This is a genomic window from Streptomyces mangrovisoli (assembly GCF_000974985.2).
GTDB classification, from domain to species: domain Bacteria; phylum Actinomycetota; class Actinomycetes; order Streptomycetales; family Streptomycetaceae; genus Streptomyces; species Streptomyces mangrovisoli.
The window spans coordinates 26,130-51,804 of sequence record NZ_LAVA02000036.1 but is presented as its reverse complement, the minus strand read 5'-3'; the positions used below and the strand labels follow the sequence as shown (position 1 = coordinate 51,804).

The 25,675-nt window shown below is 71.5% G+C and carries 21 protein-coding genes and 1 pseudogene; 19 read left to right on the top strand and 3 right to left on the bottom strand.

Annotated elements, in window-relative coordinates:
• Positions 1-17: 17 nt before the first annotated feature.
• From WN71_RS17050 to thrS, 3 genes are all read left to right on the top strand, one after another.
• Positions 18-584 carry a DUF4365 domain-containing protein gene (locus WN71_RS17050; protein ID WP_046584451.1) on the top strand — a complete coding sequence of 189 codons (567 nt, stop codon included), beginning with the start codon at positions 18-20 and terminating at the stop codon, positions 582-584.
• A complete protein-coding gene (locus WN71_RS17045; protein ID WP_046584450.1) occupies positions 581-1,801 on the top strand; it encodes a hypothetical protein in 1,221 nt (406 codons plus the stop codon). The genes WN71_RS17050 and WN71_RS17045 overlap by 4 nt, the downstream gene beginning before the upstream one ends.
• 89 nt (positions 1,802-1,890) lie before the next feature.
• Entirely contained in the window at positions 1,891-3,867 is a 1,977-nt protein-coding gene (gene thrS, locus WN71_RS17040) for a threonine--tRNA ligase (protein ID WP_046584449.1), read from the top strand.
• A 40-nt stretch (positions 3,868-3,907) separates the two neighbouring features.
• On the opposite strand, the gene WN71_RS17035 is transcribed toward thrS, so the two are convergent.
• The gene (locus WN71_RS17035) at positions 3,908-4,591 is read right to left on the bottom strand and encodes a potassium channel family protein (protein ID WP_046584448.1); all 684 of its coding nucleotides are present in this window, start codon (positions 4,589-4,591) and stop codon (positions 3,908-3,910) included.
• Between the two features lie 67 nt (positions 4,592-4,658).
• Between WN71_RS17035 and WN71_RS17030 the strand changes: the two genes are divergently transcribed.
• Positions 4,659-5,219: an HIT family protein gene (locus tag WN71_RS17030; RefSeq protein WP_046584447.1), complete on the top strand. Its 561-nt coding sequence runs from the start codon at positions 4,659-4,661 to the stop codon at positions 5,217-5,219.
• Positions 5,220-5,370: 151 nt separating this feature from the next.
• Here the strand turns inward: WN71_RS17030 and WN71_RS17025 are convergent, their stop codons facing one another.
• The gene (locus WN71_RS17025) at positions 5,371-7,020 is read right to left on the bottom strand and encodes a hypothetical protein (RefSeq protein WP_046584446.1); all 1,650 of its coding nucleotides are present in this window, start codon (positions 7,018-7,020) and stop codon (positions 5,371-5,373) included.
• A gap of 209 nt (positions 7,021-7,229) precedes the next feature.
• Positions 7,230-9,428, bottom strand: a complete 2,199-nt coding sequence (locus WN71_RS17020; protein ID WP_046584445.1) for an elongation factor G-like protein EF-G2 — start codon at positions 9,426-9,428, stop codon at positions 7,230-7,232.
• 257 nt (positions 9,429-9,685) lie between these two features.
• On the opposite strand from WN71_RS17020, the pseudogene pgsA reads away from it, so the two are divergent.
• The 15 genes and pseudogenes from pgsA to WN71_RS16945 all read left to right on the top strand — a co-directional run bounded on the left by pgsA (position 9,686) and on the right by WN71_RS16945 (position 25,515).
• Positions 9,686-10,443 (top strand): annotated as a pseudogene (gene pgsA, locus WN71_RS17015) (phosphatidylinositol phosphate synthase).
• Positions 10,440-11,366 (top strand): phosphatidylinositol mannoside acyltransferase, encoded by a 927-nt coding sequence (locus WN71_RS17010; protein ID WP_046584443.1) that lies wholly within the window; start codon positions 10,440-10,442, stop codon positions 11,364-11,366. Before pgsA ends, WN71_RS17010 begins: the two are co-directional and overlap by 4 nt.
• Complete coding sequence (locus WN71_RS17005; RefSeq protein WP_046584442.1) at positions 11,363-12,526, top strand: glycosyltransferase family 4 protein; 1,164 nt, start codon at positions 11,363-11,365, stop codon at positions 12,524-12,526. Before WN71_RS17010 ends, WN71_RS17005 begins: the two co-directional genes overlap by 4 nt.
• A 126-nt stretch (positions 12,527-12,652) precedes the next feature.
• The gene (locus WN71_RS17000) at positions 12,653-13,195 is read left to right on the top strand and encodes a LemA family protein (RefSeq protein ID WP_046584441.1); all 543 of its coding nucleotides are present in this window, start codon (positions 12,653-12,655) and stop codon (positions 13,193-13,195) included.
• Positions 13,196-13,352: 157 nt separating this feature from the next.
• A complete protein-coding gene (gene pdxS, locus WN71_RS16995; RefSeq protein WP_046584440.1) occupies positions 13,353-14,264 on the top strand; it encodes a pyridoxal 5'-phosphate synthase lyase subunit PdxS in 912 nt (303 codons plus the stop codon).
• A 6-nt stretch (positions 14,265-14,270) separates the two neighbouring features.
• Positions 14,271-14,882 (top strand): pyridoxal 5'-phosphate synthase glutaminase subunit PdxT, encoded by a 612-nt coding sequence (gene pdxT, locus WN71_RS16990; RefSeq protein ID WP_046584439.1) that lies wholly within the window; start codon positions 14,271-14,273, stop codon positions 14,880-14,882.
• 75 nt (positions 14,883-14,957) lie between these two features.
• Complete coding sequence (locus WN71_RS16985; RefSeq protein WP_046584438.1) at positions 14,958-15,710, top strand: YebC/PmpR family DNA-binding transcriptional regulator; 753 nt, start codon at positions 14,958-14,960, stop codon at positions 15,708-15,710.
• Positions 15,711-15,850: 140 nt separating this feature from the next.
• Positions 15,851-16,390, top strand: a complete 540-nt coding sequence (ruvC, locus tag WN71_RS16980; RefSeq protein ID WP_046592304.1) for a crossover junction endodeoxyribonuclease RuvC — start codon at positions 15,851-15,853, stop codon at positions 16,388-16,390.
• The gene (ruvA, locus tag WN71_RS16975; protein WP_046592303.1) at positions 16,387-16,989 is read left to right on the top strand and encodes a Holliday junction branch migration protein RuvA; all 603 of its coding nucleotides are present in this window, start codon (positions 16,387-16,389) and stop codon (positions 16,987-16,989) included. Before ruvC ends, ruvA begins: the two co-directional genes overlap by 4 nt.
• A gap of 263 nt (positions 16,990-17,252) precedes the next feature.
• Positions 17,253-18,338: a Holliday junction branch migration DNA helicase RuvB gene (ruvB, locus tag WN71_RS16970; protein WP_046592302.1), complete on the top strand. Its 1,086-nt coding sequence runs from the start codon at positions 17,253-17,255 to the stop codon at positions 18,336-18,338.
• 176 nt (positions 18,339-18,514) lie between these two features.
• Positions 18,515-19,024, top strand: a complete 510-nt coding sequence (yajC, locus tag WN71_RS16965; RefSeq protein ID WP_046592301.1) for a preprotein translocase subunit YajC — start codon at positions 18,515-18,517, stop codon at positions 19,022-19,024.
• 129 nt (positions 19,025-19,153) lie between these two features.
• Entirely contained in the window at positions 19,154-20,956 is a 1,803-nt protein-coding gene (gene secD, locus WN71_RS16960; RefSeq protein ID WP_046592300.1) for a protein translocase subunit SecD, read from the top strand.
• A gap of 1 nt (position 20,957) precedes the next feature.
• Complete coding sequence (gene secF, locus WN71_RS16955) at positions 20,958-22,076, top strand: protein translocase subunit SecF (RefSeq protein ID WP_046592299.1); 1,119 nt, start codon at positions 20,958-20,960, stop codon at positions 22,074-22,076.
• Entirely contained in the window at positions 22,073-22,612 is a 540-nt protein-coding gene (locus WN71_RS16950) for an adenine phosphoribosyltransferase (RefSeq protein WP_046592298.1), read from the top strand. Before secF ends, WN71_RS16950 begins: the two co-directional genes overlap by 4 nt.
• Before the next feature lie 371 nt (positions 22,613-22,983).
• Positions 22,984-25,515 (top strand): RelA/SpoT family protein, encoded by a 2,532-nt coding sequence (locus WN71_RS16945; protein WP_046592297.1) that lies wholly within the window; start codon positions 22,984-22,986, stop codon positions 25,513-25,515.
• Positions 25,516-25,675: the final 160 nt, after the last annotated feature.

Sequence of the window (25,675 nt, the reverse complement as noted above, 5' to 3'; positions counted from 1 at the left end):
TTGGAAGGCTGTTGGTCATGGCGATAGCGCAGCCCGAGCGGGGCGGGCTGCTGCCCGAACGTACGGGCCCCCATCGCGGCACACTCGCCACCACCGCCTGCATGGAGACACTGCAGGTGGGTTATCTGCACGCGGTCGCCGCCGCGGCCGGCTGCTCGCTGTCCCAGCCCTTCCCGGACAACGGCATCGACTGGCACGTCAGCCACAGCGCACCGGGTCACACCGTCGACGACGAGGTGACCATCAAGGTCCAGCTCAAATGCACCTACCAGGTGCCGCCGAACCCGCCGGGCCGCTTCTTCTCCTTCACGCTCGACAACGACCATCTGCGCAAGCTCGCCCGCACCCCCGTCTCGGTGCACAAGATCCTCGTGGTGATGCTGGTGCCCAGATCCCAGGACGACTGGCTGCGCGCCAGCCACGACCGACTCGACCTGCGGCACTGCTGCTACTGGGTCAATCTGGCCGGGCACCCGATCACCGGCCGGACCCGGTCGACCGTACGGATACCGACCTCACGCATCTTCGACGACCGCGCGCTGTGCGAGATCATGACGCGGGTCGGGACGGGAGGCAGACCATGACCCACCGCCCGCTGCACGAATCCCTGCGCCAGGTCCGCCCGCACCCCGTCGACGTGCCCGCCTGGAGCAGCCCGCCCGAGCCGGACGAGGTCGACCCGGCCGTACTGGCCGCGCTGCTGCGGCGGCACGGCTGGCAGCGGCGCGGCGGGGCCGCCGGCCGCTACGGCCGCTGGACCCCGCCGGGTCCCGGCGGCTCCGGCACCAGCCTGCTGGTCCCCGAGAGCCGCGCCTTCCCCGACAGCGACGACCTGCTCGGCGAGGCGCTCGTCGCGCTCGCCCGCAGCGGCACCCCCTCCGCCCGCGAGGTGCTGATCGGGCTCGCCCTGCCCAGCGACGAGGTCCGCTGGTGGCGGGACACGCCCCCCGGGCCCGTCGGCACCACCCCCTGGAACGTCGAGGAACAGCTGCGCGCGGGCGCCCGCCAGACCCTGTTCGCGGCCGCCCTCGCCACCCGTGCGCGGGCCGGGTACTACGGGGCCCGGCACCGCAGGCCGGCCACCGCGTTACTGGAGAACACCCTGATCGGCTCCACCACCGACGGCCGCCATCTGACCGCCTTCGTGCCCGTCGCCACCGCCCGCCCGCTCGCCGTACGGCTGCACCAGGCGCTGCGCGCCACCCGCGAGGCCATCGACTACCAGCGGGCCACCGGCGGCATGGACGCCTTCGACGCCGCCGTGGAGGCGGGCGTCAGCCGCGAGCTGACCGAGGCGCTGACCGTCCTGGTGCGCGGCACGGAGGGCGCGAGGATCGCCGTCGAGTGGGCCCCGGCGGCCGGGGTCCCCGAGAACTGCGCGTCCGCGGCCGAACCCGTGGAGTTCTCGCCCGGCGACCTGCCGGTGCTGCGCGAGGCCGGGGCGCGCTTCCTGCGCGACGAGCCGTCCGTCCCGGTCCGGATCACCGGCGCGGTCGTACGGCTGCGCAGGTCGGGGCCGAACGGCGAGGGCAACGTACGGCTGCGCGTCCTCGACGGCGCGGCCATTGCGCATGTCCGGGTGACGCTGGACGAGGAGGACTACCGGATCGCCGGCCACGCCCATCTGGCCGGGGTGCCCGTCCTGGTGCAGGGGCGGCTGGAGAGCCGGGGCGGGTTCCGCAGGCTGAGCGGCGCCTTCGGGGTCGTACCGGTGGAGGTCGACGAGGCGGAGCGGGACCGGCTGATGAAGTCGCTCCAGGAGAACCCGGACTGCTTCGGGGACCCCTGCGACGGGGACTGACTTCGCGAAGGGTGGGCTCGGGTCGGTACGATCCCCTTTGCGCGCGCTCATCGTACGGCGCCGCACCCACCAGCAGTCAGGAGAGACCGGTGTCAGACGTCCGTGTGATCATCCAGCGCGATTCCGAGCGGGAAGAACGCGTGGTGACGACGGGGACTACGGCCGCCGATCTCTTCGCCGGCGAGCGCTCGATCATCGCCGCGCGGGTGGACGGCGAGCTGAAGGACCTGCACGTCGAGCTGCGCGACGGCGAGACCGTCGAGGGTGTCGACATCACCTCCGAGGACGGCCTGAACATCCTGCGCCACTCCACCGCGCACGTCATGGCGCAGGCCGTGCAGGAGATCTTCCCCGAGGCCAAGCTCGGCATCGGCCCGCCGGTCAAGGACGGCTTCTACTACGACTTCGACGTCGAGAAGCCGTTCACCCCCGAGGACCTCAAGGCCGTCGAGAAGAAGATGCAGGAGATCCAGAAGCGCGGCCAGCGCTTCTCGCGCCGCGTCGTCACCGACGAGCAGGCCCGCGAGGAGCTCGCCGACGAGCCGTACAAGCTGGAGCTGATCGGCCTCAAGGGCTCCGCGTCGCACGACGACGGCGCGGACGTCGAGGTCGGCGCCGGCGAGCTGACGATCTACGACAACCTCGACGCCAAGACCGGCGAGCTGTGCTGGAAGGACCTCTGCCGCGGTCCCCACCTGCCCTCCACCCGCCTCATCCCGGCGTTCAAGCTGATGCGCAACGCGGCCGCCTACTGGCGCGGCAGCGAGAAGAACCCCATGCTCCAGCGCATCTACGGCACCGCCTGGCCCTCCCGCGACGAGCTGAAGGCATACCTGGAGTTCCTCGTCGAGGCCGAGAAGCGCGACCACCGCAAGCTCGGCAGCGAGCTCGACCTGTTCTCCATCCCGGAGCAGATCGGCTCCGGCCTCGCCGTCTTCCACCCCAAGGGCGGCGTCATCCGCCGCGTGATGGAGGACTACTCGCGCCGCCGGCACGAGGAGGAGGGCTACGAGTTCGTCTACACCCCGCACGCGACGAAGGGGAAGCTCTTCGAGACCTCGGGCCACCTGGACTGGTACGCCGACGGCATGTACCCGCCCATGCAGCTCGACGAGGGCGTGGACTACTACCTCAAGCCCATGAACTGCCCGATGCACAACCTGATCTTCGACGCGCGCGGCCGCTCCTACCGCGAACTGCCGCTGCGCCTGTTCGAGTTCGGCACCGTGTACCGGTACGAGAAGTCGGGCGTCGTGCACGGCCTGACCCGCGCCCGGGGCTTCACGCAGGACGACGCGCACATCTACTGCACCCGTGAGCAGATGTCGGAGGAGCTCGACAAGACGCTCACCTTCGTCCTCGGCCTGCTGCGCGACTACGGCCTCACCGACTTCTACCTGGAGCTGTCCACCAAGGACCCGGAGAAGTTCGTCGGCTCCGACGAGGTCTGGGAGGAGGCCACGGAGACGCTCCGCCAGGTCGCCGAGAAGCAGGGCCTGCCCCTCGTGCCCGACCCGGGCGGCGCCGCCTTCTACGGCCCGAAGATCTCCGTCCAGACCAAGGACGCCATCGGCCGCACCTGGCAGATGTCGACGATCCAGCTCGACTTCAACCTGCCCGAGCGCTTCGACCTGGAGTACACCGGGGCCGACGGCACCAAGCAGCGCCCGGTCATGATCCACCGCGCGCTGTTCGGCTCCATCGAGCGGTTCTTCGCGGTGCTCCTGGAGCACTACGCGGGCGCGTTCCCGGCGTGGCTGGCCCCGGTCCAGGCGGTCGGCATCCCCGTGGGCGACACGCATGTCGAGTACCTCCAGGAGTTCGCGGCGGAGGCACGGAGGAAGGGCCTGCGCTTCGAGGTGGACGCCTCTTCGGACCGGATGCAGAAGAAGATCCGTACGCAGCAGAAGCTGAAGGTCCCGTTCATGGTCATCGTCGGTGACGAGGACATGCACGGGGGCACGGTGTCGTTCCGCTACCGCGACGGCTCGCAGGAGAACGGCATCCCGCGTGACCAGGCGCTCGCCAAGCTCGTCGACGTGGTGGAGCGTCGCGTGCAGGTGTGATCCGGTCCCCGCCGCGGCGGGGTTTCGAGCCCCCGGGGTCTCATGATCCCGGGGGTTTCGTGTCCTCCGGCGGCTTCTGGCCCTCCCCGCGCGAGAAGATCTCGATCATCCACGACGAGAACGAACCGGTGACCGCGCCCAGCAGGGCCAGCCCGCAGGCCATCATGCCCACCGCGATCGTCCGCCCTCCCGGCGTCACGGGCGTGACATCGCCGTAGCCCACGGTCGTCAGGGTCGCGCACGCCCACCACACGGCGTCGCCGAAGGTCTTCATCGTCGTGCCCGGCGCCCCGCGCTCCTGCTGGTAGACCGCGAGCGCGCCGGTGAACCCCAGGAGGCTCGTCGACAGCCCCGAGTAGACGATCACCCGGCCGTACAACGACAGCCGCGGCTCCCCGTGCCGGCGCAGCTGCCGGTCGTACACCTTCACGATCCTGACCGGGCGGAGCAGCGGCAGCACCACGACCACCGTGTCCAGCAGGTGTTTGTGGACGAAGCTCAGTCCCAGCCCGCTGAGCCGCCAGCGGACCGCGTAGTCGACCAGGAAGAGCGCCCAGGAGGCGAACACCACGATCAGGGAGACGTCCACCACGCCGCTCGGCTGCCGGGCGAGGACATGCACCGCGTACCCGGCGAGGAACAGCCCCGAGGCGATCCCGAGCGGTACCTCCATCCGCTCCTCCCAGCGGGCCGTCCGTGCCGCGTTGCCCTTGTCGTCGTCCACCCGTCCAGCTTGGACCGGGGGCCCTGCGCCGCAACCCCGCCGACACGCCGCGAACGGGCGAAGCAATATGCTGCCTTGCATGACGCGTGAGCCGGAGCAGCAGATCGGAGTGGGGACGCAGGACGCCTTCCAGCGTCTGTGGACGCCCCACCGGATGGCCTACATCCAGGGCGAGAACAAGCCGAGCGGTCCGGGGGCCGACGACGGCTGTCCCTTCTGCTCCATCCCGGCCAAGTCGGACGAGGACGGGCTGATCGTCCGGCGCGGCGAGCAGGTGTACGCGGTGCTCAACCTCTACCCGTACAACGGCGGTCACCTCATGACCGTGCCGTACCGGCATGTCGCCGACTACACCGATCTCACCGACGCGGAGACCGCGGAGCTCGCCGAGCTCACCAAGCAGGCCATGACGGCGCTGCGCACGGCGTCCGGCGCGCACGGCTTCAACATCGGCATGAACCAGGGCACGGTGGCGGGCGCGGGCATCGCCGCCCACCTCCACCAGCACATCGTCCCGCGCTGGGGCGGCGACACGAACTTCATGCCGGTGGTCGGCCACACGAAGGTGCTGCCGCAACTCCTGGCAGACACCCGCACGATGCTGGCGGACTCCTGGCCGAAGGCGTAGACCGCCGCCCGACGCTTGAACACAGGGCCGTACCGCCACCCCCTCAGCCCGTCCGGCGCTTGAGGACAAGGCCGTCCAGGCCGAAGCGGGGGCCCGGGGGCGGCAGCCCCCGGAACCCCCCGCACCAACCCCTCCCGAACCGCCGGAGGCCTCACGCGTCGTAGAGGTCCGCCTTCTTCGGCGTAGGATCCTGCACCGCCGTGCTCAGGAACGCCGACCGCGACCCGAACTTGTCCGTGTCCACGCCGTTCTCCTTGAGCACCCGGATCGCCGCCGAGTGCACCACGCGCAGCACCGGCGTGGCCGCGCGCAGCGCGTCGTCGGCCATGAAGCGGTGCCGCCACGGCTGGTCCGCCCAGGCGTGCCGCAGTCCGAACGGCTCCGGCAGCCCTATCGTGCCGCCGAGCCAGTTCAGCAGCGGCGGATACCAGGTGATCGGCGCGCGGACGGCGAGCCGCACCACCTCGTCGCTGGTGACCAGCGGCAGCTTCACCGACCGTGTCTCCCACGGCTTGAGCGTCTTCTGCACGCTCTTGGTGGGGGCCGTCGGCTTGGTGGTGAACAGCCCGTTCACCGGGCCGAGCGCGTGTCCGGTCACCTCGATGCGGAGCGTCTCGTGCAGCACGGTCACGGTGATCATCATGGTGATGATCAGCTGGCCGTCCCACAGGGTCCACTGCACGCCGAGGTAGTGCCGGTCGCCGGCGCCGAACTGCTGCTTGTTGCATATGTCCTGCACGGCGTGGAGCCTGACCTGGAACGCCTCCACGTCCGTGCCCTCGGGCCGGGACACCGCCTTGGCGCCCTCGCCGACCGGCGTGACGATCCAGTGGCGTATCGAGGGGGCGGGGAAGCCGCCGGTGTGCAGCGGACCGCGGGTGAGCATCTTCAGCTGGTCGTGGATCGCGCGGACGACGTCCCAGCTGCGGAAGGGGTGGATCTCCCGGGTCGGGTCGGCGGGCAGCAGCTCCTCGGCCAGCTGCCAGCTGCCCCAGCGGGTGCCCATGCCGAGTATGCCCTTGGGGCCGGCGTAGAAGACGGAGTTGGACTGCTGCTCCGCGCTCAGCTTGGCGAGGGCCTGGCGCAGCTGCTCCGCGGCGGTCTCGCCGGGGCTGCTCGGCACCGCCTCGGGCACCTTCGCGCCGATGCTGCTGCCCGCCAGCAGGCTGTTCCAGCGCTCCCGCAGGTCCGTCGCGGTCTTCTCGCAGATCTGCTTCGCCCAGAACCAGCCGACGACGGGCATCACGACCGCCGCCCGCGCGTACCAGGCCCAGAAGCCGGTGAACGGCATCTTGATCAGGAAGAGGACGGCGAGGGCACCGGCCGCGACCAGCAGCGCGGTGGCGAGCGCCGACGTCCGCTTGTCGGTGCCCTTCTCGATGACGGACCGGATCTGGAAGATCATCAGCCAGACGACGAGACCGGGCAGGAACAGCAGGCCGCAGACCGTCATCACGGCGGCGAGCTTGTTGTCCCGGGCGCGGCGGATGTTGTTCGCGGCGAGGCAGTGCTCGACGACCACCTGGGGCTCGGCGCCGAACGACTGGATCAGCGGCGCGCGGCCGCTGCCCAGCATCCGGTCGACCACCGCGCGCGCGAACGCCTCACCCAGGTTGGGCCGGAAGATCGAGGCCCAGCCGCGGCCGGGCTTGACCTCCGACTGGTGCCATTCGTTGTCGGCCTTCTTGATCTCCTCGATCGGGTTGTCACGGTAGGCGGCCGACGCCAGCGCGAAGGTCGCCGTCTGCGCCTCGCCGCCGGTGAGTGGCACCTGTGGCCCGAAGATGTCCCCAACGGTCATACCGCCCCCGATCGCCGCCTGCCCCGCTTCTGCGGCCTTCCCGACTTCCTTGCTCCGCACACCTGTTGATCAGGGCAACAGCGTAACTTCCGGCGCTGACAGTTCGTCGGCGGACGGCAGAAGCCGCCCGCCGACGGGTGGGGTGCAACCGGCGTGCGCCCCCGGGCAGTTGTGCGCCGGTCGCGAGGAGAGGTCCCGCGCCACCGGCCCTACGACGCCTCCTTGGCCTCCTCGCGCAGTCGTTCCGCGATCTGCGGCGGCATCGGTTCGTGCCGGGCGTACGCGCGGTTGAAGCGGGCGGTGCCGTGCGACAGCGAGCGCAGGTCGACGGCGTACCGGCCGATCTCGATCTCGGGCACCTCGGCCCGTACGAGCGTGCGGCCGCCGTTGGTCTGCTCGGTGCCGATCACCCGGCCGCGCCGCCCGGAGAGGTCGCTCATCACGGCGCCCACGTAGTCGTCGCCGACCAGGACGGTCACCTCGGCCACCGGCTCCAGCAGATGGATCCTCGCGTCGGCCGCCGCCTCGCGCAGCGCCAGCGCCCCGGCCGTCTGGAACGCGGCGTCGGAGGAGTCCACGGAGTGCGCCTTGCCGTCGAGCAGGGTGATCCGCACGTCGATCAGCGGATGTCCGGCGGCGACCCCCTTGAGGGCCTGCGCGCGCACGCCCTTCTCCACCGAGGGGATGAACTGCCGCGGCACCGCGCCGCCGACGACCTTGTCCACGAACTCGATGCCCGAGCCGTTCGGCAGCGGCTCCACCTCGATCTCGCAGATGGCGTACTGCCCGTGGCCGCCGGACTGCTTGACGTGGCGCCCGCGCCCGGCCGCCTTCGCCGCGAACGTCTCCCGCAGCGAGACCCGGTAGGGCACGGTGTCGACCTGGACGCCGTAGCGGTTGCGCAGCCGTTCCAGGGCGACGTCGGCGTGCGCCTCGCCCAGGCACCACAGCACCACCTGGTGGGTGTCCTGGTTCTGCTCCAGCCGCATGGTCGGGTCCTCGGCCACCAGCCGGGCGAGGCCCTGCGAGAGCTTGTCCTCGTCGGCCTTGCTGTGTGCCTGGATGGCCAGCGGGAGCAGCGGGTCGGGCATGTCCCACGGCTCCATCAGCAGCGGGTCGTCCTTGGCCGAGAGGGTGTCCCCGGTCTCCGCCCGGCCGAGCTTGGCCACGCACGCCAGGTCGCCCGCGATGACATGGCTGACCGGCCGCTGCTGCTTGCCGAACGGGGTCGACAGGGCGCCGATGCGCTCGTCGACGTCGTGGTCCTCGTGCCCCCGGTCGGTCATCCCGTGCCCGGAGACGTGCACCGTCTCGTCCGGGCGCAGGGTGCCGGAGAAGACCCGCACCAGGGAGATCCGGCCGACGTACGGGTCCGAGGAGGTCTTGACGACCTCGGCGACCATCGGCCCGTCCGGATCGCACGGCTTCAGCTCGCGCGGCTGCCCGGAGACCGTGGTGACCCGCGGCGCCTCGCGCTCCAGCGGGGTCGGGAAGCCGCCGGTGATCAGCTCCAGCAGCTCCACCGTGCCCAGGCCCTGCCTGCCGCCGTCGGTCGCGGGCGCGGCGGCCAGCACCGGGAAGAAGACCCCGCGTGCCACGGCCCGTTCCAGGTCCTCGACGAGTGTTTTGATGTCGACCTGCTCACCGCCGAGATAGCGGTCCATGAGGGTCTCGTCCTCGCTCTCCGAGATGATCCCCTCGATGAGCCGGTCGCGGGCCTGCGCGATCCGCTCCAGCTGCTCGCCCTCCGGCTCGGACTCCTTGCGCTCCCCGGAGGCGTAGTCGTACAGCCTCTGCGACAGCAGCCCGGTCAGACCGGTCACGGGCGCGTGCCCGTCGGGCCCCTGCGGGCCGTGCAGCGGCAGATACAGCGGCAGTACGGCGTCGGGGTCGTCCGCGCCGAACGCCTCGGCGCAGATCCGTGTCATCTCGTCGAAGTCCGCGCGGGCGGCCTCCAGATGCGTCACGACGATGGCCCGCGGCATGCCGACGGCCGCGCACTCCTCCCACACCATGCGGGTCGAGCCGTCCACGCCGTCCGACGCGGAGACGACGAAAAGGGCCGCGTCCGCCGCTCGCAGACCGGCCCTGAGTTCCCCGACGAAGTCGGCGTATCCGGGGGTGTCCAGAAGATTGATCTTGTGTCCGTCCCATTCGACGGGCACCAGGGAGAGCTGCACCGATCGCTGCTGCCGGTGCTCGATCTCGTCGTAGTCGGAGACGGTGCCGCCGTCCTCCACGCGGCCCGCCCTGTTCACGGCTCCCGCGGTCAGCGCGAGAGCCTCCACCAAGGTCGTCTTGCCCGAGCCGGAGTGGCCGACCAGCACCACATTCCGTACGGACGCGGGATGGTCGGCCGCCGTAGCCCTGCCGGCGGCCCCGGGGTGTGAGTGTGCCTTGTCGCCCATGGCCTTGCCTCCCGTGCACGGTGAGGTCTCTGTGGGCGCGGGACATACCGGGCCGCGTGCGGTGGCGGCTCCGATGACGCCCGCGGTCCTTCGAGCTTTCCACTCCGGTCACGGTGCGTCCATACGACGGACGCGATCGTGCCACCCGGCGGGGGTCGGGCCGATTCCCCGGGCGCGTCGCCCAGATGGCCCTCATGCCGCCGGGACATGACACGTCTGTGGGTGCCCGGCCTCGCCGGACGACGCGCGTGACTACGATGGGCCAGCCGGAGGCCAGCAGGGGCCGCCCGGCCATCCGACCGTCGGGAAGGCCATGCTGAACAAGTACGCGCGTGCATTCTTCACGCGTGTCCTCACGCCGTTCGCCGCGTTTCTCATCCGGCGGGGGGTCAGCCCCGACACGGTCACGCTCCTCGGCACCGCCGGCGTGGTCGCCGGAGCGCTGGTCTTCTACCCCAGGGGCGAGTTCTTCTGGGGCACGGTGGTGATCACCCTCTTCGTCTTCTCCGACCTCGTCGACGGAAACATGGCGCGCCAGCTCGGCCGGTCCAGCCGCTGGGGCGCCTTCCTGGACTCCACCCTCGACCGGGTCGCCGACGGCGCGATCTTCGGCGGCCTCGCCCTCTGGTACGCCGGCAACGGCGACGACAACGTGCTCTGCGCGGTGTCGATCTTCTGCCTCGCCAGCGGCCAGGTGGTGTCGTACACCAAGGCCCGCGGCGAGTCGATCGGCCTGCCGGTCGCCGTCAACGGACTGGTGGAGCGCGCGGAGCGCCTGGTCATCTCCCTGGTGGCGGCGGGCTTCGCCGGCCTGCACAAGTTCGGTGTGCCCGGCATCCAGTACCTGCTGCCCGTCGCGCTGTGGATCGTCGCCGTGGGCAGCCTGGTCACGCTGATCCAGCGCGTGGTCACCGTGCGCCGGGAGTCCGCCGAGGCCGACGCGGAGGCCGAGGCGCAGACTGGCGGCGCGGCCGGCCAGAACCGGTCCGCCCGGGGGAGCGAGGCCGCGAAGTGAGCCTCCGGGAACGGCTGACGGACGCCCTGTACGGCGCCGGCTGGGGCACGGTCAAGAAGCTGCCCGAGCCGGTCGCGGTGCGCCTCGGCCGGAGCGTCGCCGACCTCGCCTGGAAGCGCCGCGGCAAGGGCGTCCAGCGGCTGGAGGGCAACCTCGCGCGCGTGGTGCCGGACGCGAGCCCCGAGCGGCTCGCTGAGCTGTCCCGCGCGGGGATGCGCTCGTACCTGCGCTACTGGATGGAGTCCTTCCGGCTGCCCGCCTGGAGCGCCGACCGGGTCAGGAACGGCTTCGACCCCAAGGACGTGCACTTCCTGACCGACGGCATCGCCTCCGACCAGGGCGTCATACTGGCGCTGCCGCACATGGGCAACTGGGACCTCGCGGGCGCCTGGGTCACCACGGCGCTGGAGACCCCGTTCACCACGGTCGCCGAGCGGCTGAAGCCGGAGACCCTGTACGACCGCTTCGTCGCCTACCGCGAGGGCCTCGGCATGGAGGTCCTCCCGCACAGCGGCGGCTCGGCGTTCGGCACGCTGGCCCGGCGGCTGCGCGACGGCGGCCTGGTCTGCCTGGTCGCCGAACGCGACCTGTCCAGCTCGGGCGTCGAGGTGGACTTCTTCGGCGAGGCCACCCGGATGCCGGCCGGCCCCGCCCTGCTCGCGCAGCAGACCGGCGCGCTGCTGCTGCCGGTCACCCTCTGGTACGACGAGTCACCCGTCATGCAGGGCCGGGTCCATCCGCCGGTCGAGGTCCCCGAGTCAGGTACGCGGGCCGAGAAGACGTCTGTCATGACACAGGCGCTGGCCGACGCCTTCGCCTCGGGGATCGCCGAACATCCGGAGGACTGGCACATGCTCCAGCGGCTGTGGCTCGCCGACCTGGACCCCGCGAAGGGGCCGGGCGGCACCGGGGAGGGCACGTGAGGATCGGCATCGTCTGCCCCTACTCGTGGGACGTGCCGGGCGGCGTCCAGTTCCACATCCGCGACCTCGCGGAGTACTTCATCCGCCTCGGCCACGAGGTGTCCGTGCTGGCCCCGGCCGACGACGACACCCCGCTGCCGCCCTACGTCGTCTCGGCCGGCCGCGCCGTCCCGGTGCCGTACAACGGCTCGGTGGCCCGGCTGAACTTCGGCTTCCTGTCGGCGGCCCGGGTGCGGCGCTGGCTGCACGACGGGCACTTCGACGTGGTGCACATCCACGAGCCCACCTCGCCCTCGCTCGGCCTGCTCACCTGCTGGGCGGCCCAGGGCCCGATCGTGGCGACCTTCCACACCTCCAACCCGCGCTCCAAGGCGATGATCGCCGCGTACTCGATCCTCCAGGCCGCCCTGGAGAAGATCAGCGCGCGCATCGCGGTCAGCGAGTACGCCCGCCGGACGCTGGTCGAGCACCTCGGCGGCGACGCGGTGGTCATCCCCAACGGCGTCGACGTCGACTTCTTCGCCAAGGCCGAGCCGAACCCCGAGTGGCAGGGCGAGACGATCGGCTTCGTCGGCCGCATCGACGAGCCCCGCAAGGGCCTGCCCGTGCTGATGCGGGCGCTGCCGAGGATCTTCGCCGAGCGCCCGGGGGCCCGGCTGCTGGTCGCCGGGCGCGGCGACGAGAAGGAGGCCGTGCAGAGCCTGCCGAAGGAACTGCACGCGCGCGTGGAGTTCCTCGGCATGGTCAGCGACGAGGACAAGGCCCGCTTCCTGCGCAGCGTCGACCTGTACGTCGCGCCCAACACCGGCGGCGAGAGCTTCGGCATCATCCTGGTCGAGGCGATGTCGGCGGGCGCGCCCGTCCTCGCCGCCGACCTGGACGCCTTCGCCCAGGTGCTGGACCAGGGCGCGGCGGGCGAGCTGTTCGCCAACGAGGACGCCGACGCCCTCGCCGAGGCCGCCGTACGCCTGCTGGGCGACCCGGAGCGCCGCGCGGAGCTGAGCGCCCGCGGCAGCGCCCACGTGCGGCGCTTCGACTGGTCGACGGTCGGCGCGGACATCCTGTCGGTCTACGAGACGGTGACGGCGGGCGCGGCGGCCGTCGCCGCGGACGAGCGCGCCTCGGGACTGCGGGCCCGGCTGGGACTGGCCCGGGACTGAGCGGCCCGCGGGCCCGCCCGGGACTGAGCGGGCCGCGGGCCCGGCCGGGAGGGGCCGGGCCTCGGGACGACGCCCGACTGCGGCTGCGCGGGGGATGGCTCGTCGCGGGGCGTAATCTTGCCGCCCGTGACCGCAACCCTGATCTGGATCCTCGTCGTCCTCGTCGCGATCGGCCTCTATCTGAGCTGGACCGCGGGACGGCTGGACCGGCTGCACGCCCGCATCGACGCCGCCCGCGCCGCGCTGGACGCGCAACTGCTGCGGCGGGCCTCCGTCGCGCAGGAACTGGCCACCTCGGGAGTGCTCGACCCGGCCGCCTCGATCGTCCTGTACGAGGCCGCGCACGCCGCCCGGCAGTCCGAGGAGGAGCAGCGGGAGGTCGCCGAGAGCGAGCTGAGCCAGGCCCTGCGCGCGGTGTTCGCGGACAGCGGGCAGGTGGAGATCGTCCGCGAGGCGCCCGGGGGCGAGGCCGCCGCCCAGGAACTGGGGGAGGCGGTACGGCGGGTCCCGATGGCCCGGCGCTTCCACAACGACGCGGTCGGCGCGGCCCGCAGACTGCGCATGCACCGCAAGGTCCGCTGGTTCCGGCTGGCCGGCCACGCGCCCTTCCCGCTCGCCTTCGAGATGGACGACGAGCCGCCGTCGGCCCTGGTGGAACGGGCGGCCTAGGGCGCGTCCGCGAGCTGGTCCGAGGACCCGACCTGGGCCGCCGTGGGCGAAAACGATCCACCGGGTACTCATTGGCCCTTGCTGTGGCCTGGTCCACTCGCGTTTCCTCGGAAGCTGCAAGAGCCGTCGTCCACGAGTTCCACGAGTGAGGTCACCCGTGTCCAGCACGCTTTCCGAAAACCAGAACCCCGAGACCGGCACCGCCCGCGTGAAGCGTGGCATGGCCGAGCAGCTCAAGGGCGGCGTGATCATGGACGTGGTCAACGCCGAGCAGGCGAAGATCGCCGAGGACGCCGGCGCCGTGGCCGTCATGGCCCTGGAGCGGGTGCCCGCCGACATCCGCAAGGACGGCGGCGTGGCCCGGATGTCCGACCCGAACATGATCGAAGAGATCATCGAGGCGGTCTCCATCCCGGTCATGGCCAAAGCCCGCATCGGCCACTTCGTCGAGGCCCAGGTCCTCCAGTCCCTCGGCGTCGACTACATCGACGAGTCCGAGGTCCTCACCCCGGCCGACGAGGTCAACCACTCCGACAAGTGGGCCTTCACGACCCCCTTCGTCTGCGGTGCGACCAACCTGGGCGAGGCCCTGCGCCGGATCGCCGAGGGCGCCGCCATGATCCGCTCCAAGGGCGAGGCCGGCACCGGCAACGTCGTCGAGGCCGTCCGCCACCTGCGCCAGATCAAGAACGAGATCGCCCGCCTGCGCGGCTTCGACAACAACGAGCTGTACGCCGCCGCCAAGGACCTGCGCGCCCCCTACGAGCTCGTCAAGGAGGTCGCCGAGCTCGGCAAGCTGCCGGTCGTGCTGTTCTCCGCCGGTGGTGTGGCCACCCCCGCCGACGCCGCGCTCATGCGCCAACTCGGCGCCGAGGGCGTCTTCGTCGGCTCCGGCATCTTCAAGTCCGGCGACCCCGCCAAGCGCGCCGCCGCCATCGTGAAGGCCACCACCTTCTACGACGACCCGAAGATCATCGCGGACGCGTCCCGCAACCTCGGCGAGGCCATGGTCGGCATCAACTGCGACACCCTCCCCGAGACCGAGCGCTACGCCAACCGCGGCTGGTAAGCCCCTATGAGCAGCGAAACCCCCGTCATCGGCGTCCTGGCGCTCCAGGGCGACGTACGGGAGCACCTCATCGCCCTGGCCGCGGCGGACGCCGTGGCCAGGCCGGTGCGGCGCCCCGAGGAGCTCGCCGAGATCGACGGTCTGGTCATCCCCGGCGGCGAGTCCACCACCATCTCCAAGCTGGCCGTCCTCTTCGGAGTGATGGAGCCGCTCCGCGCGCGCGTGCGGGCCGGTCTGCCGGTCTACGGCACCTGCGCGGGCATGATCATGCTCGCCGACAAGATCCTCGACCCGCGCTCCGGGCAGGAGACGATCGGCGGCATCGACATGATCGTGCGCCGAAACGCCTTCGGACGGCAGAACGAGTCCTTCGAGGCCGCGGTCGCGGTCCGCGGGGTCGACGGCGATCCTGTGGAGGGCGTCTTCATCCGCGCCCCCTGGGTGGAGTCGGTCGGCGCCGAGGCCGAGGTGCTCGCCGAGCACGAGGGTCACATCGTCGCGGTCCGTCAGGGCAACGCGCTGGCCACGTCGTTCCACCCGGAGCTGACGGGCGACCACCGGGTGCACTCCCTTTTCGTCGACATGGTGCGCGCCAACCGGACGCGGGAGTCCTTGTAGGATCTGGGGTACCCCAGGATCTTCGACTCTCGGGGCGTTCGTTGCAGAGATGGGTTACGCGAAGGAGACAGGCAGATGTCCGGCCACTCTAAATGGGCTACGACGAAGCACAAGAAGGCCGTGATCGACGCCAAGCGCGGCAAGCTCTTCGCGAAGCTGATCAAGAACATCGAGGTCGCGGCCCGTGCCGGCGGCGCCGACGTGTCCGGCAACCCGACCCTCTTCGACGCCATCCAGAAGGCGAAGAAGAGCTCGGTCCCGAACAAGAACATCGACTCCGCGGTCAAGCGCGGCGCCGGGCTCGAAGCCGGTGGCGCCGACTACGAGACGATCATGTACGAGGGCTACGGCCCGAACGGTGTCGCGGTGCTCATCGAGTGCCTCACCGACAACCGCAACCGTGCGGCCTCGGACGTGCGCGTGGCCATGACCCGCAACGGCGGGAACATGGCCGACCCCGGCTCCGTGTCGTACCTCTTCAACCGCAAGGGCGTCATCGTCGTCCCCAAGGGTGAGCTGAGCGAGGACGACGTCCTCGGCGCCGTGCTCGACGCGGGCGCCGAGGAGGTCAACGACCTCGGCGAGAGCTTCGAGGTCCTCTCCGAGGCCACCGACCTGGTCGCGGTGCGCACCGCGCTCCAGGAGGCCGGCATCGACTACGACTCCGCCGACGCCAACTTCGTCCCGACCATGCAGGTCGAGCTCGACGAGGAGGGCGCGAAGAAGATCTTCAAGCTGATCGACGCGCTCGAGGACAGCGACGACGTGCAGAACGTCTTCGCCAACTTCGACGTCAGCGACGAGGTCATGGAGAAGGTCGACGCGTGACGCTGCCGTGAGGCAGGTGTACGGCGGCGGGCCGGTGGGACACACCCCACCGGCCCGCCGCCGTTGTCAGTGGCACCGGATAGCCTGCACGAACCGGGGGTACCGGCCGGCGGTGGCCGGGTGAGATCGAGGGAGGGCGCGTGCGGGTGCTCGGGGTGGACCCCGGACTGACGCGGTGCGGCGTCGGTGTGGTCGAGGGGGTCGCGGGACGGCCGCTGACCATGGTCGGCGTCGGTGTCGTGCGCACCCCCGCCGACGCGGAGCTGGGCCATCGCCTGGTCGCCGTGGAACAGGGCATCGAGTCCTGGCTCGACGAGTACCGGCCGGAGTTCGTCGCCGTGGAGCGCGTCTTCAGCCAGCACAACGTGCGCACGGTGATGGGCACGGCCCAGGCCAGCGCCGTCGCCATGCTCTGCGCGGCCCGCCGCGGCATCCCCGTCGCCCTGCACACCCCGAGCGAGGTCAAGGCCGCCGTCACCGGCAGCGGCCGAGCCGACAAGGCCCAGGTCGGCGCCATGGTCACCCGGCTGCTGCGGCTGGACGCGCCCCCGAAGCCGGCCGACGCCGCCGACGCCCTGGCCCTGGCCATCTGCCACATCTGGCGCGCCCCCGCCCAGAACCGACTCCAGCAGGCCGTCGCCCTGCACGCAGCCAACGCAACGAAAGGCCGTACGGCATGATCGCCTTCGTCAGCGGCACGGTCGCCGCCCTCGCCCCCGACGCCGCGGTGATCGAGGTCGGCGGCGTCGGCATGGCCGTGCAGTGCACGCCCGACACGCTCTCCACGCTCCGCGTCGGACAGCCCGCCCGCCTCGCCACCTCCCTGGTCGTGCGCGAGGACTCCCTCACGCTCTACGGCTTCGCGGACGACGACGAGCGCCAGGTGTTCGTCCTGCTCCAGACCGCCAGCGGGGTCGGGCCCCGGCTCGCCCAGGCGATGCTCGCCGTGCACCGCCCGGACGCCCTGCGCCGCGCCGTCGCCACCGGCGACGAGAAGGCCCTGATCGCGGTGCCCGGCATCGGCAAGCGGGGCGCCCAGAAGCTGCTGCTCGAACTCAAGGACCGGCTCGGCGAGCCGATCGGGGCCCCCGTCGTCGGCGCACCGGTCACCCAGGGCTGGCGCGACCAGTTGCACGCCGCCCTGATCGGCCTCGGTTACGCGACCCGCGAGGCCGACGAGGCGGTCGCCGCCGTGGCCCCGCAGGCGGAGGCCGCCGAGGCACCCCAGGTCGGCCAGCTGCTGCGGGCGGCCCTCCAGACCCTCAACAGAGCCCGCTGACGGCGTGCCGCGGGCAGCCATCTGTCCGGCGGCTCGCGGGTGCCGACTTCCGCGGACGTCGGCTCCGGCGGGCGTCGGCTTCCGCGGCCGCCGGGTCCGGCGGACCCAGGCTCCGCGTCCGCGGATGCCGGCTCCCGTGGACACCGGCTCCTGCGGACACCGGCTCCCGTAGGCCCCCAAGACACCGACCCCGCCGCCCCCCCCGCCGACCGCGGCCAGCGGCCCGCGGCACCCGCCCGACTCCGAGACCCGAGGCACACTCCATGAACTGGGACGAGACGACCGACAGCCCCGCCGCCGGCGCGGAGCGGCTGGTGGGCTCCGTCGCCGACCGCGAGGACCAGGCCGTCGAGGCCGCCCTGCGCCCCAAGGACCTGGGCGAGTTCATCGGCCAGGAGAAGGTCCGCGAACAGCTCGACCTCGTGCTGCGCGCCGCCCGCGCCCGCGGCGCCACCGCCGACCACGTCCTGCTCTCCGGCGCCCCGGGCCTCGGCAAGACCACCCTCTCCATGATCATCGCGGCCGAGATGGGCGCCCCGATCCGCATCACCAGCGGCCCCGCCATCCAGCACGCCGGTGACCTGGCCGCGATCCTCTCCTCCCTCCAGGAGGGCGAGGTCCTCTTCCTCGACGAGATCCACCGCATGTCCCGGCCCGCCGAGGAGATGCTCTACATGGCGATGGAGGACTTCCGTGTCGACGTCATCGTCGGCAAGGGCCCCGGCGCCACCGCCATCCCGCTCGAACTCCCGCCCTTCACCCTGGTCGGCGCCACCACCCGGGCGGGCCTGCTGCCGCCCCCGCTGCGCGACCGCTTCGGCTTCACCGCCCACATGGAGTTCTACGAGCCCGCCGAACTGGAGAGGGTGGTGCACCGCTCCGCCCAGCTGCTGGACGTCGAGATCGAGGCCGACGGCGCGGCCGAGATCGCCGGCCGCTCCCGCGGCACGCCCCGCATCGCCAACCGCCTGCTGCGCCGGGTGCGGGACTACGCGCAGGTCAAGGCGGACGGCCTGATCACCCGCGACATCGCGGGGGCCGCCCTCGCCGTGTACGAGGTCGACCCCCGCGGCCTCGACCGCCTCGACCGGGCCGTCCTGACGGCCCTGCTGAAGCTGTTCGGCGGCGGACCGGTCGGCCTGTCCACCCTCGCGGTCGCCGTGGGGGAGGAGCGCGAGACGGTGGAGGAGGTCGCCGAACCGTTCCTCGTACGGGAGGGTCTGCTCGCCCGGACCCCGCGCGGCCGGGTCGCCACCCCCGCCGCGTGGGCGCACCTCGGCCTCACGCCGCCGGGCCCGCGAGGCGGGGGTACCGGGGGAAACGGACAAGGGGACCTGTTCGGGGCGTGACCGCATCGTGACGGCGCGGGGTTTGCCAGGACCAGGAACCCTGGTGCGATGCTGAGCGTTGTTCCCTGCGCGCGGACTCGCTTAGACTCCGCCGATGCCGCCCTTGTGGGCAGCGCCGACCACCCCCAACCATCAGGCCGCTCACCGTCGCGGTTGTGCGAAGGAAATTCCGTCCCGTGAATATCTTCACCCTCCTCCCCTTCATCGTGCTCATCGGTGCCATGGTCCTGATGACCCGCTCGGCGAAGAAGAAGCAGCAGCAGGCCGCCAGCATGCGCAACGAGATGCAGCCCGGCAGCGGTGTCCGCACCATCGGGGGCATGTACGCCACGGTGAAGGAGGTCAGCGAGGAGACCGTCCTCCTCGACGCGGGCCCGGGTGTCGAGCTGATCTTCGCCAAGAACGCGATCGGCGCCGTCCTCACCGACGACGAGTACAACCGCATCGTGCACGGCGTCGAGCACGACCTGAAGGACGACGCCGACGTCGTCCCCGACGACGCCTCCTCCCTCTCCGAGACCGACGAGCCCTCCGACGCTGCCGCCGCCTCCGCGGACCCGGCCGTCGACCTCGGCAAGAAGGACACCGCTGAGGAGCCGGCCGCCGACGCCGAGGCCGACGAGCCCGCCGAGGCGAAGACGGATGCAGAGCCGAAGAAGACCGACGGGGACTCCGGCGCGAAGTGATCGCCTCCCGGGAACGCGGGCCCAGTCCGCGCCCCCGGGACGTGCCGATCTCGCACGCGACCCCCACACCAGTCATGGCCGCCGCTCCGCGCACCCCGCGCACGGCGGCCCGAGAGGGAGTACGAGAAGGTGGCAGCACCTAAGAAGGGCCGGAGCGCGAGCGCCCAGAGCAAGCCAGGGCGCTCGCTGGCCCTCATCCTGATCGCCATCGTGGCGCTCACCGCAGGCATGTTCGCCTCCGGTCACAAGACCCCGCGTCTCGGCATCGACCTTGCCGGCGGTACGAGCATCACGCTCCGGGCGGTCCCCGAGGCCGGCCAGGAATCCGCGATCAACAAGACCAACATGGACACCGCGGTCGACATCATGGAGCGCCGCGTCAACGGTCTTGGTGTCTCGGAGGCCGAGGTTCAGACCCAGGGCAACGACAACATCATCGTCAACATCCCCAAGGGCACGAACTCCGAGCAGGCCCGGCAGCAGGTCGGCACCACCGCCAAGCTCTACTTCCGCCCGGTGCTCGCCACCGAGGTCTCGGCCGGCAGCTCCGCCAGCCCCTCGCCGAGCGCCTCCTCCAGCTCCTCCGCGAGCTCCTCCAGCAAGGCGACCGACAAGGCGTCCTCGACGTCCTCCTCGTCCCCGTCGAGCAGCGCGAGCCCGTCCGCGAGCTCCACCACGCAGGGCCGCCCGGTCTCCGACGCCCTGAAGGCCGACGCCACGGCCTCCGCCAGCGCGTCCTCCAGCGCGTCCCCGTCCGCGAGCAGCAGCGCGTCCGCCTCCGCGTCCGCGTCGTCGTCCGCCTCGGCGTCGACCGAGAAGCTCGAGGCCGAGTACACCGCCCTCGACTGCTCCAAGGCCTCCGACCGCGCGACGGCCGGCAAGGACGCCAAGCCCACCGAGTCCACGGTCGCCTGTGGCAAGAACTCCTCGGGCCAGTGGCAGAAGTACATCCTGGGCGCCGCGTCCGTCGACGGCACCGAGGTGAAGAAGGCCCAGGCCGTCTTCAACACGCAGAACGCCTCCGGCTGGACCGTCACGATGGAGTTCACCGGCAAGGGCACCAAGGAGTTCGCCGACGTCACCGGCCAGCTCGCGAAGAACCAGTCGCCGCAGAACCAGTTCGCGATCGTCCTCGACGGCGAGGTCGTCTCCGACCCGTACGTCCAGGAGGCGCTCACCGGCGGCAGCGCGGAGATCTCCGGCAACTTCGACCAGGAGTCGGCGCAGAGCCTCGCCAACATGCTGTCCTACGGCGCCCTGCCGCTGACCTTCCACGAGGACAGCGTCACCACGGTGACCGCCGCCCTCGGTGGCGAGCAGCTGCACGCCGGTCTGATCGCGGGCGCGATCGGGCTCGGCCTGGTCGTCATCTACCTGCTGATCTTCTACCGCGGCCTGTCGATCATCGCGATCCCCTCGCTGCTGGTCTCGGCGATCCTGGCGTACGTGATCATGACGCTGCTCGGCCCGGCGATCGGCTTCGCGCTGAACCTGCCCGCCGTCTGCGGAGCGATCGTCGCGATCGGTATCACAGCGGACTCGTTCATCGTGTTCTTCGAACGCATCCGGGACGAGATCCGCGAGGGCCGCTCGCTGCGCCCCGCCGTCGAGCGCGCCTGGCCGCGCGCCCGCCGCACGATCCTGGTCTCCGACTTCGTGTCGTTCCTCGCCGCCGCGGTGCTCTTCATCGTCACCGTCGGCAAGGTCCAGGGCTTCGCCTTCACGCTCGGTCTCACCACGGTGCTGGACGTGGTCGTCGTCTTCCTCTTCACCAAGCCGCTGATGACGATCCTCGCCCGCCGCAAGTTCTTCGCGAACGGCCACAAGTGGTCCGGCCTCGACCCGAAGGCCCTGGGCGCGAAGCCTCCGCTGCGCCGTACCCGCCGTCCCGCCGGCAACTCCGGTGGCCCTGTCGACCCGAAGGAGGCGTGAGATGTCGAAGCTCGGCACCCTCGGCGCCCGACTGCACCGCGGTGAGGTCGCCTACGACTTCATCGGCAAGCGCAAGATCTGGTACGGCGTCTCCATCCTGATCACCATCACGGCCATCCTCGGCCTGGCGGTGCGCGGCCTGAACATGGGCATCGAGTTCCAGGGCGGCGCGGTCTTCACCACCCCGAAGCACATGACGGTCTCCGTGACCCAGGCCGAGGACGCCGCACGCAGCGCCTCCGGCCAGGACGCCACCGTCCAGAAGCTCGGCAACGGCAGCCTGCGCATCCAGATCGCCGGCATCGACACCGACAAGTCCGACGCCATCAAGAAGGACCTGGCCGACGACCTGAAGATCAACGCCGAGAACATCAACGCCGACCTGGTCGGCCCCAGCTGGGGCCAGCAGATCGCCGACAAGGCCTGGGAGGGCCTGGCGATCTTCATGGTGCTGGTCGTGATCTACCTGGCGATCGCCTTCGAGTGGCGGATGGCCGTCGCCGCGCTCGTCGCCCTGATCCACGACATCACCATCACCACCGGCATCTACGCCCTCGTCGGCTTCGAGGTCACGCCCGGCACGGTGATCGGTCTGCTCACCATCCTCGGTTACTCGCTCTACGACACGGTCGTCGTCTTCGACAGCCTCAAGGAGCAGACGAAGGACATCACCAAGCAGACCCGCTGGACCTACAGCGACATCGCCAACCGTTCCATCAACGGCACGCTGATGCGGTCCATCAACACCACGGTGGTCGCCCTGCTCCCGGTCGCCGGCCTGCTGTTCATCGGCGGCGGCTTCCTCGGCGCGGGCATGCTCAACGACATCTCGCTGTCGCTGTTCGTCGGCCTCGCGGCCGGTGCGTACTCCTCGATCTTCATCGCCACGCCGCTCGTCGCCGACCTCAAGGAGCGCGAGCCGCAGATGAAGGCGCTCAGGAAGCGCGTCCTCGCCAAGCGCGCCCAGGCGGCCGCCGAGGACGAGATGGCCGAGACCCGCGCCACCGTCCCGGCCGACGAGGGCGACGAGGGCGACGACGCCGCGGCGGTCGTCGGACCGCGCGGCCAGGGCGGCGCCCGCGGCCGCAGCCGCGGCCGGGCCTCGGGGAAGCGTCGATGACGGAGATCCGCGAGCTGCTGCTCAGCCGCATCCGCGACGTCGCCGACTACCCCGAGCCGGGCGTGATGTTCAAGGACATCACCCCGCTGCTCGCGGACCCGGCCGCCTTCACGGTGCTCACCGACGCCCTGGCCGAGATCGCCACCCGGCACGGGGCCACCAAGGTCGTCGGCCTGGAGGCCCGCGGCTTCATCCTGGGCGCCCCGGTCGCCGTCCGCGCCGGCCTCGGCTTCATCCCCGTGCGCAAGGCGGGCAAGCTCCCCGGAGCCACCCTCGCCCAGACGTACGACCTGGAGTACGGCAGCGCCGAGATCGAGGTGCACGCCGAGGACCTCAGCTCCGAGGACCGCATCCTGGTCGTCGACGACGTCCTCGCCACCGGAGGCACCGCCGAGGCGTCGATCCAGCTGATCCGGCGCGCGGGCGCGCAGGTCGCGGGCGTCGCCGTCCTGATGGAGCTGGGCTTCCTGGGCGGCCGCGGCCGCCTGGAGCCGGCCCTGTCCGGAGCGCCCCTGGAGGCGCTGCTCCAGATCTGAGCGATCGGCGGCCCCAGGGCCGGCCGGCCCTCGCTCGACACCGCGGAGGCGGGCCCGGAGGAATCCGGCGCCCGCCTTCCGTGTTTCAGAGGTACCGGCCCCGAGCAGATCACCCGCAGGGGCCCGAGCAGGTCCCGCACACCGGCGTACGACCGGATCGCCCACGACGGCCGCCCGGCGCCCGCCGTGCACCGCCCCGAGCCGGGCCGAACACCGTCCCGGCCAGGTCCGGCAGGCCGCCCCGCGGCCGTCCCCGCACCGGCCTGAGCAGGGCCGCACTTCGGACTGAAGGCGAGCCGCGGGCGCGGGCTCGCTACCATGGGGTCTCCGGAGCCTGACCGGGGGACCCGGAACGCGCACGAGGAGCCCTCTTGCCAGACGAGGCCCAGCACCTGACCGCCGCCAAGCCCGAGTCCGCCTCGGCGCCCGCGGCCGAGCCCGCCGCGCACCCGCAGCACACCACCCGCGGGTCGGCGGAGCACGCCCAGTCGGCGCCCGCGGAGTCCCCGGCCGAGCAGCCGCGTCCCAAACCCCCCGTCGACCCCGCCCGCGCCGAGACCACCGCGGCGCCCCGGCCCGCGGCGGGCCAGCCCGCCCGCTCCGGCTCCTCCAACCGCGTCCGCGCCCGGCTCGCGCGCCTCGGCGTGCAGCGCGCCAACCCGTACAACCCGGTCCTGGAGCCCCTGCTGCGGATAGTGCGCAGCAACGACGCCAAGATCGAGACGGCGACGCTGCGCCAGATCGAGCGCGCCTACCAGGTCGCGGAGCGCTGGCACCGCGGCCAGAAGCGCAAGAGCGGCGACCCGTACATCACGCACCCGCTCGCGGTCACCACGATCCTCGCCGAGCTGGGCATGGACCCGGCGACCCTGATGGCGGGCCTGCTGCACGACACGGTCGAGGACACCGAGTACGGCCTCGACGACCTGCGCCGCGACTTCGGCGACGTGGTCGCCCTGCTCGTCGACGGCGTCACCAAGCTGGACAAGGTCAAGTTCGGCGAGGCCGCGCAGGCCGAGACCGTGCGCAAGATGGTCGTCGCCATGGCCAAGGACCCCCGCGTCCTGGTCATCAAGCTCGCCGACCGCCTGCACAACATGCGCACCATGCGCTATCTCAAGCGCGAGAAGCAGGAGAAGAAGGCGCGCGAGACGCTGGAGATCTACGCGCCGCTCGCCCACCGCCTCGGCATGAACACCATCAAGTGGGAGCTGGAGGACCTCGCGTTCGCGATCCTCTACCCCAAGATGTACGACGAGATCGTACGGCTGGTGGCCGAGCGGGCACCGAAGCGTGACGAGTACCTGGCCATAGTGACCGACGAGGTCCAGGCCGACCTGCGCGCCGCCCGCATCAAGGCGACCGTCACCGGCCGCCCCAAGCACTACTACAGCGTCTACCAGAAGATGATCGTCCGCGGCCGCGACTTCGCGGAGATCTACGACCTGGTGGGCATCCGCGTCCTGGTGGACACCGTCCGCGACTGCTACGCGGCGCTGGGCACCGTCCACGCCCGCTGGAACCCGGTTCCGGGGCGGTTCAAGGACTACATCGCGATGCCCAAGTTCAACATGTACCAGTCGCTGCACACGACGGTCATCGGACCCAACGGCAAGCCGGTCGAACTCCAGATCCGCACGTTCGACATGCACCGCCGCGCCGAGTACGGCATCGCCGCGCACTGGAAGTACAAGCAGGAGGCCGTCGCAGGCGCCTCCAAGGTGCGCACCGACGCGCCCAAGTCGTCCGGCAAGGGCAAGGACGACCACCTCAACGACATGGCGTGGCTGCGCCAGCTCCTCGACTGGCAGAAGGAGACCGAGGACCCGGGCGAGTTCCTGGAGTCCCTGCGCTTCGACCTCTCCCGCAACGAGGTCTTCGTCTTCACCCCGAAGGGCGACGTCATAGCGCTCCCGGCGGGCGCCACCCCGGTCGACTTCGCGTACGCCGTCCACACCGAGGTCGGCCACCGCACCATAGGAGCACGGGTCAACGGCCGCCTCGTACCGCTGGAGTCGACCCTCGACAACGGCGACCTGGTCGAGGTCTTCACCTCCAAGGCACCCGGCGCCGGCCCGTCCCGCGACTGGCTGGGCTTCGTCAAGTCGCCCCGCGCCCGCAACAAGATCCGCGCCTGGTTCTCCAAGGAGCGCCGCGACGAGGCCATCGAGCAGGGCAAGGACGCCATCGCGCGGGCCATGCGCAAGCAGAACCTGCCGATCCAGCGCATCCTCACCGGCGACTCCCTGGTCACCCTCGCGCACGAGATGCGCTACCCCGACATCTCCTCGCTGTACGCGGCGATCGGCGAGGGCCACGTGGCCGCGCAGAACGTCGTACAGAAGCTGGTGCAGGCCCTCGGCGGGGAGGAGGCGGCCAGCGAGGAGATCCACGAGGCGGTCCCGCCGTCCCGCACCCGCGGCCGCAAGCGGCGCAGCAGCCAGGACCCCGGTGTCGTGGTCAAGGGCGTCGACGACGTCTGGGTCAAGCTGGCCCGGTGCTGCACCCCCGTGCCCGGCGACCCGATCATCGGCTTCGTCACCCGCGGCAGCGGCGTGTCCGTCCACCGCAGCGACTGCGTCAACGTGGACTCCCTGTCCCGCGAGCCGGAGCGCATCCTCGAGGTCGAGTGGGCGCCCACCCAGTCCTCGGTCTTCCTGGTCGCCATCCAGGTCGAGGCGCTGGACCGCTCCCGGCTGCTCTCGGACGTCACCCGCGTCCTGTCCGACCAGCACGTCAACATCCTCTCCGCGGCCGTACAGACCTCCCGCGACCGCGTCGCCACATCCCGCTTCACCTTCGAGATGGGCGACCCCAAGCACCTCGGCCACGTCCTGAAGGCGGTCCGGGGAGTGGAGGGCGTCTACGACGTCTACCGCGTGACATCCGCGCGTCAGCGCTGACCGGCTCCGGTCCGGGCGCGCCCGCAGGGTGGTGCCCCCTCCCCGCGCGGGAAGGGGCACCACCCTTTCGCGCGGGGAGGAGCCCGTCCCCTTCTCGGCCACCGGACTCTCAACTCGCCCTTCACGCAAAGGGGTTGCCGCGAACCGGTGAAGGCCGGAT

Bases quoted from the DNA above. Each gene is read 5' to 3' on its own strand.
- WN71_RS17050 (WP_046584451.1), top strand. From the start codon at position 18: ATGGCGATAGCGCAGCCCGAGCGGGGCGGGCTGCTGCCCGAACGTACG.
- WN71_RS17045 (WP_046584450.1), top strand. From the start codon at position 581: ATGACCCACCGCCCGCTGCACGAATCCCTGCGCCAGGTCCGCCCGCAC.
- WN71_RS17030 (WP_046584447.1), top strand. From the start codon at position 4,659: ATGCTGCCTTGCATGACGCGTGAGCCGGAGCAGCAGATCGGAGTGGGG.
- WN71_RS17025 (WP_046584446.1), bottom strand. From the start codon at position 7,020: ATGACCGTTGGGGACATCTTCGGGCCACAGGTGCCACTCACCGGCGGC.
- WN71_RS17020 (WP_046584445.1), bottom strand. From the start codon at position 9,428: ATGGGCGACAAGGCACACTCACACCCCGGGGCCGCCGGCAGGGCTACG.
- pdxT (WP_046584439.1), top strand. From the start codon at position 14,271: ATGAGCAGCGAAACCCCCGTCATCGGCGTCCTGGCGCTCCAGGGCGAC.
- WN71_RS16985 (WP_046584438.1), top strand. From the start codon at position 14,958: ATGTCCGGCCACTCTAAATGGGCTACGACGAAGCACAAGAAGGCCGTG.
- ruvA (WP_046592303.1), top strand. From the start codon at position 16,387: ATGATCGCCTTCGTCAGCGGCACGGTCGCCGCCCTCGCCCCCGACGCC.
- ruvB (WP_046592302.1), top strand. From the start codon at position 17,253: ATGAACTGGGACGAGACGACCGACAGCCCCGCCGCCGGCGCGGAGCGG.
- secF (WP_046592299.1), top strand. From the start codon at position 20,958: ATGTCGAAGCTCGGCACCCTCGGCGCCCGACTGCACCGCGGTGAGGTC.
- WN71_RS16950 (WP_046592298.1), top strand. From the start codon at position 22,073: ATGACGGAGATCCGCGAGCTGCTGCTCAGCCGCATCCGCGACGTCGCC.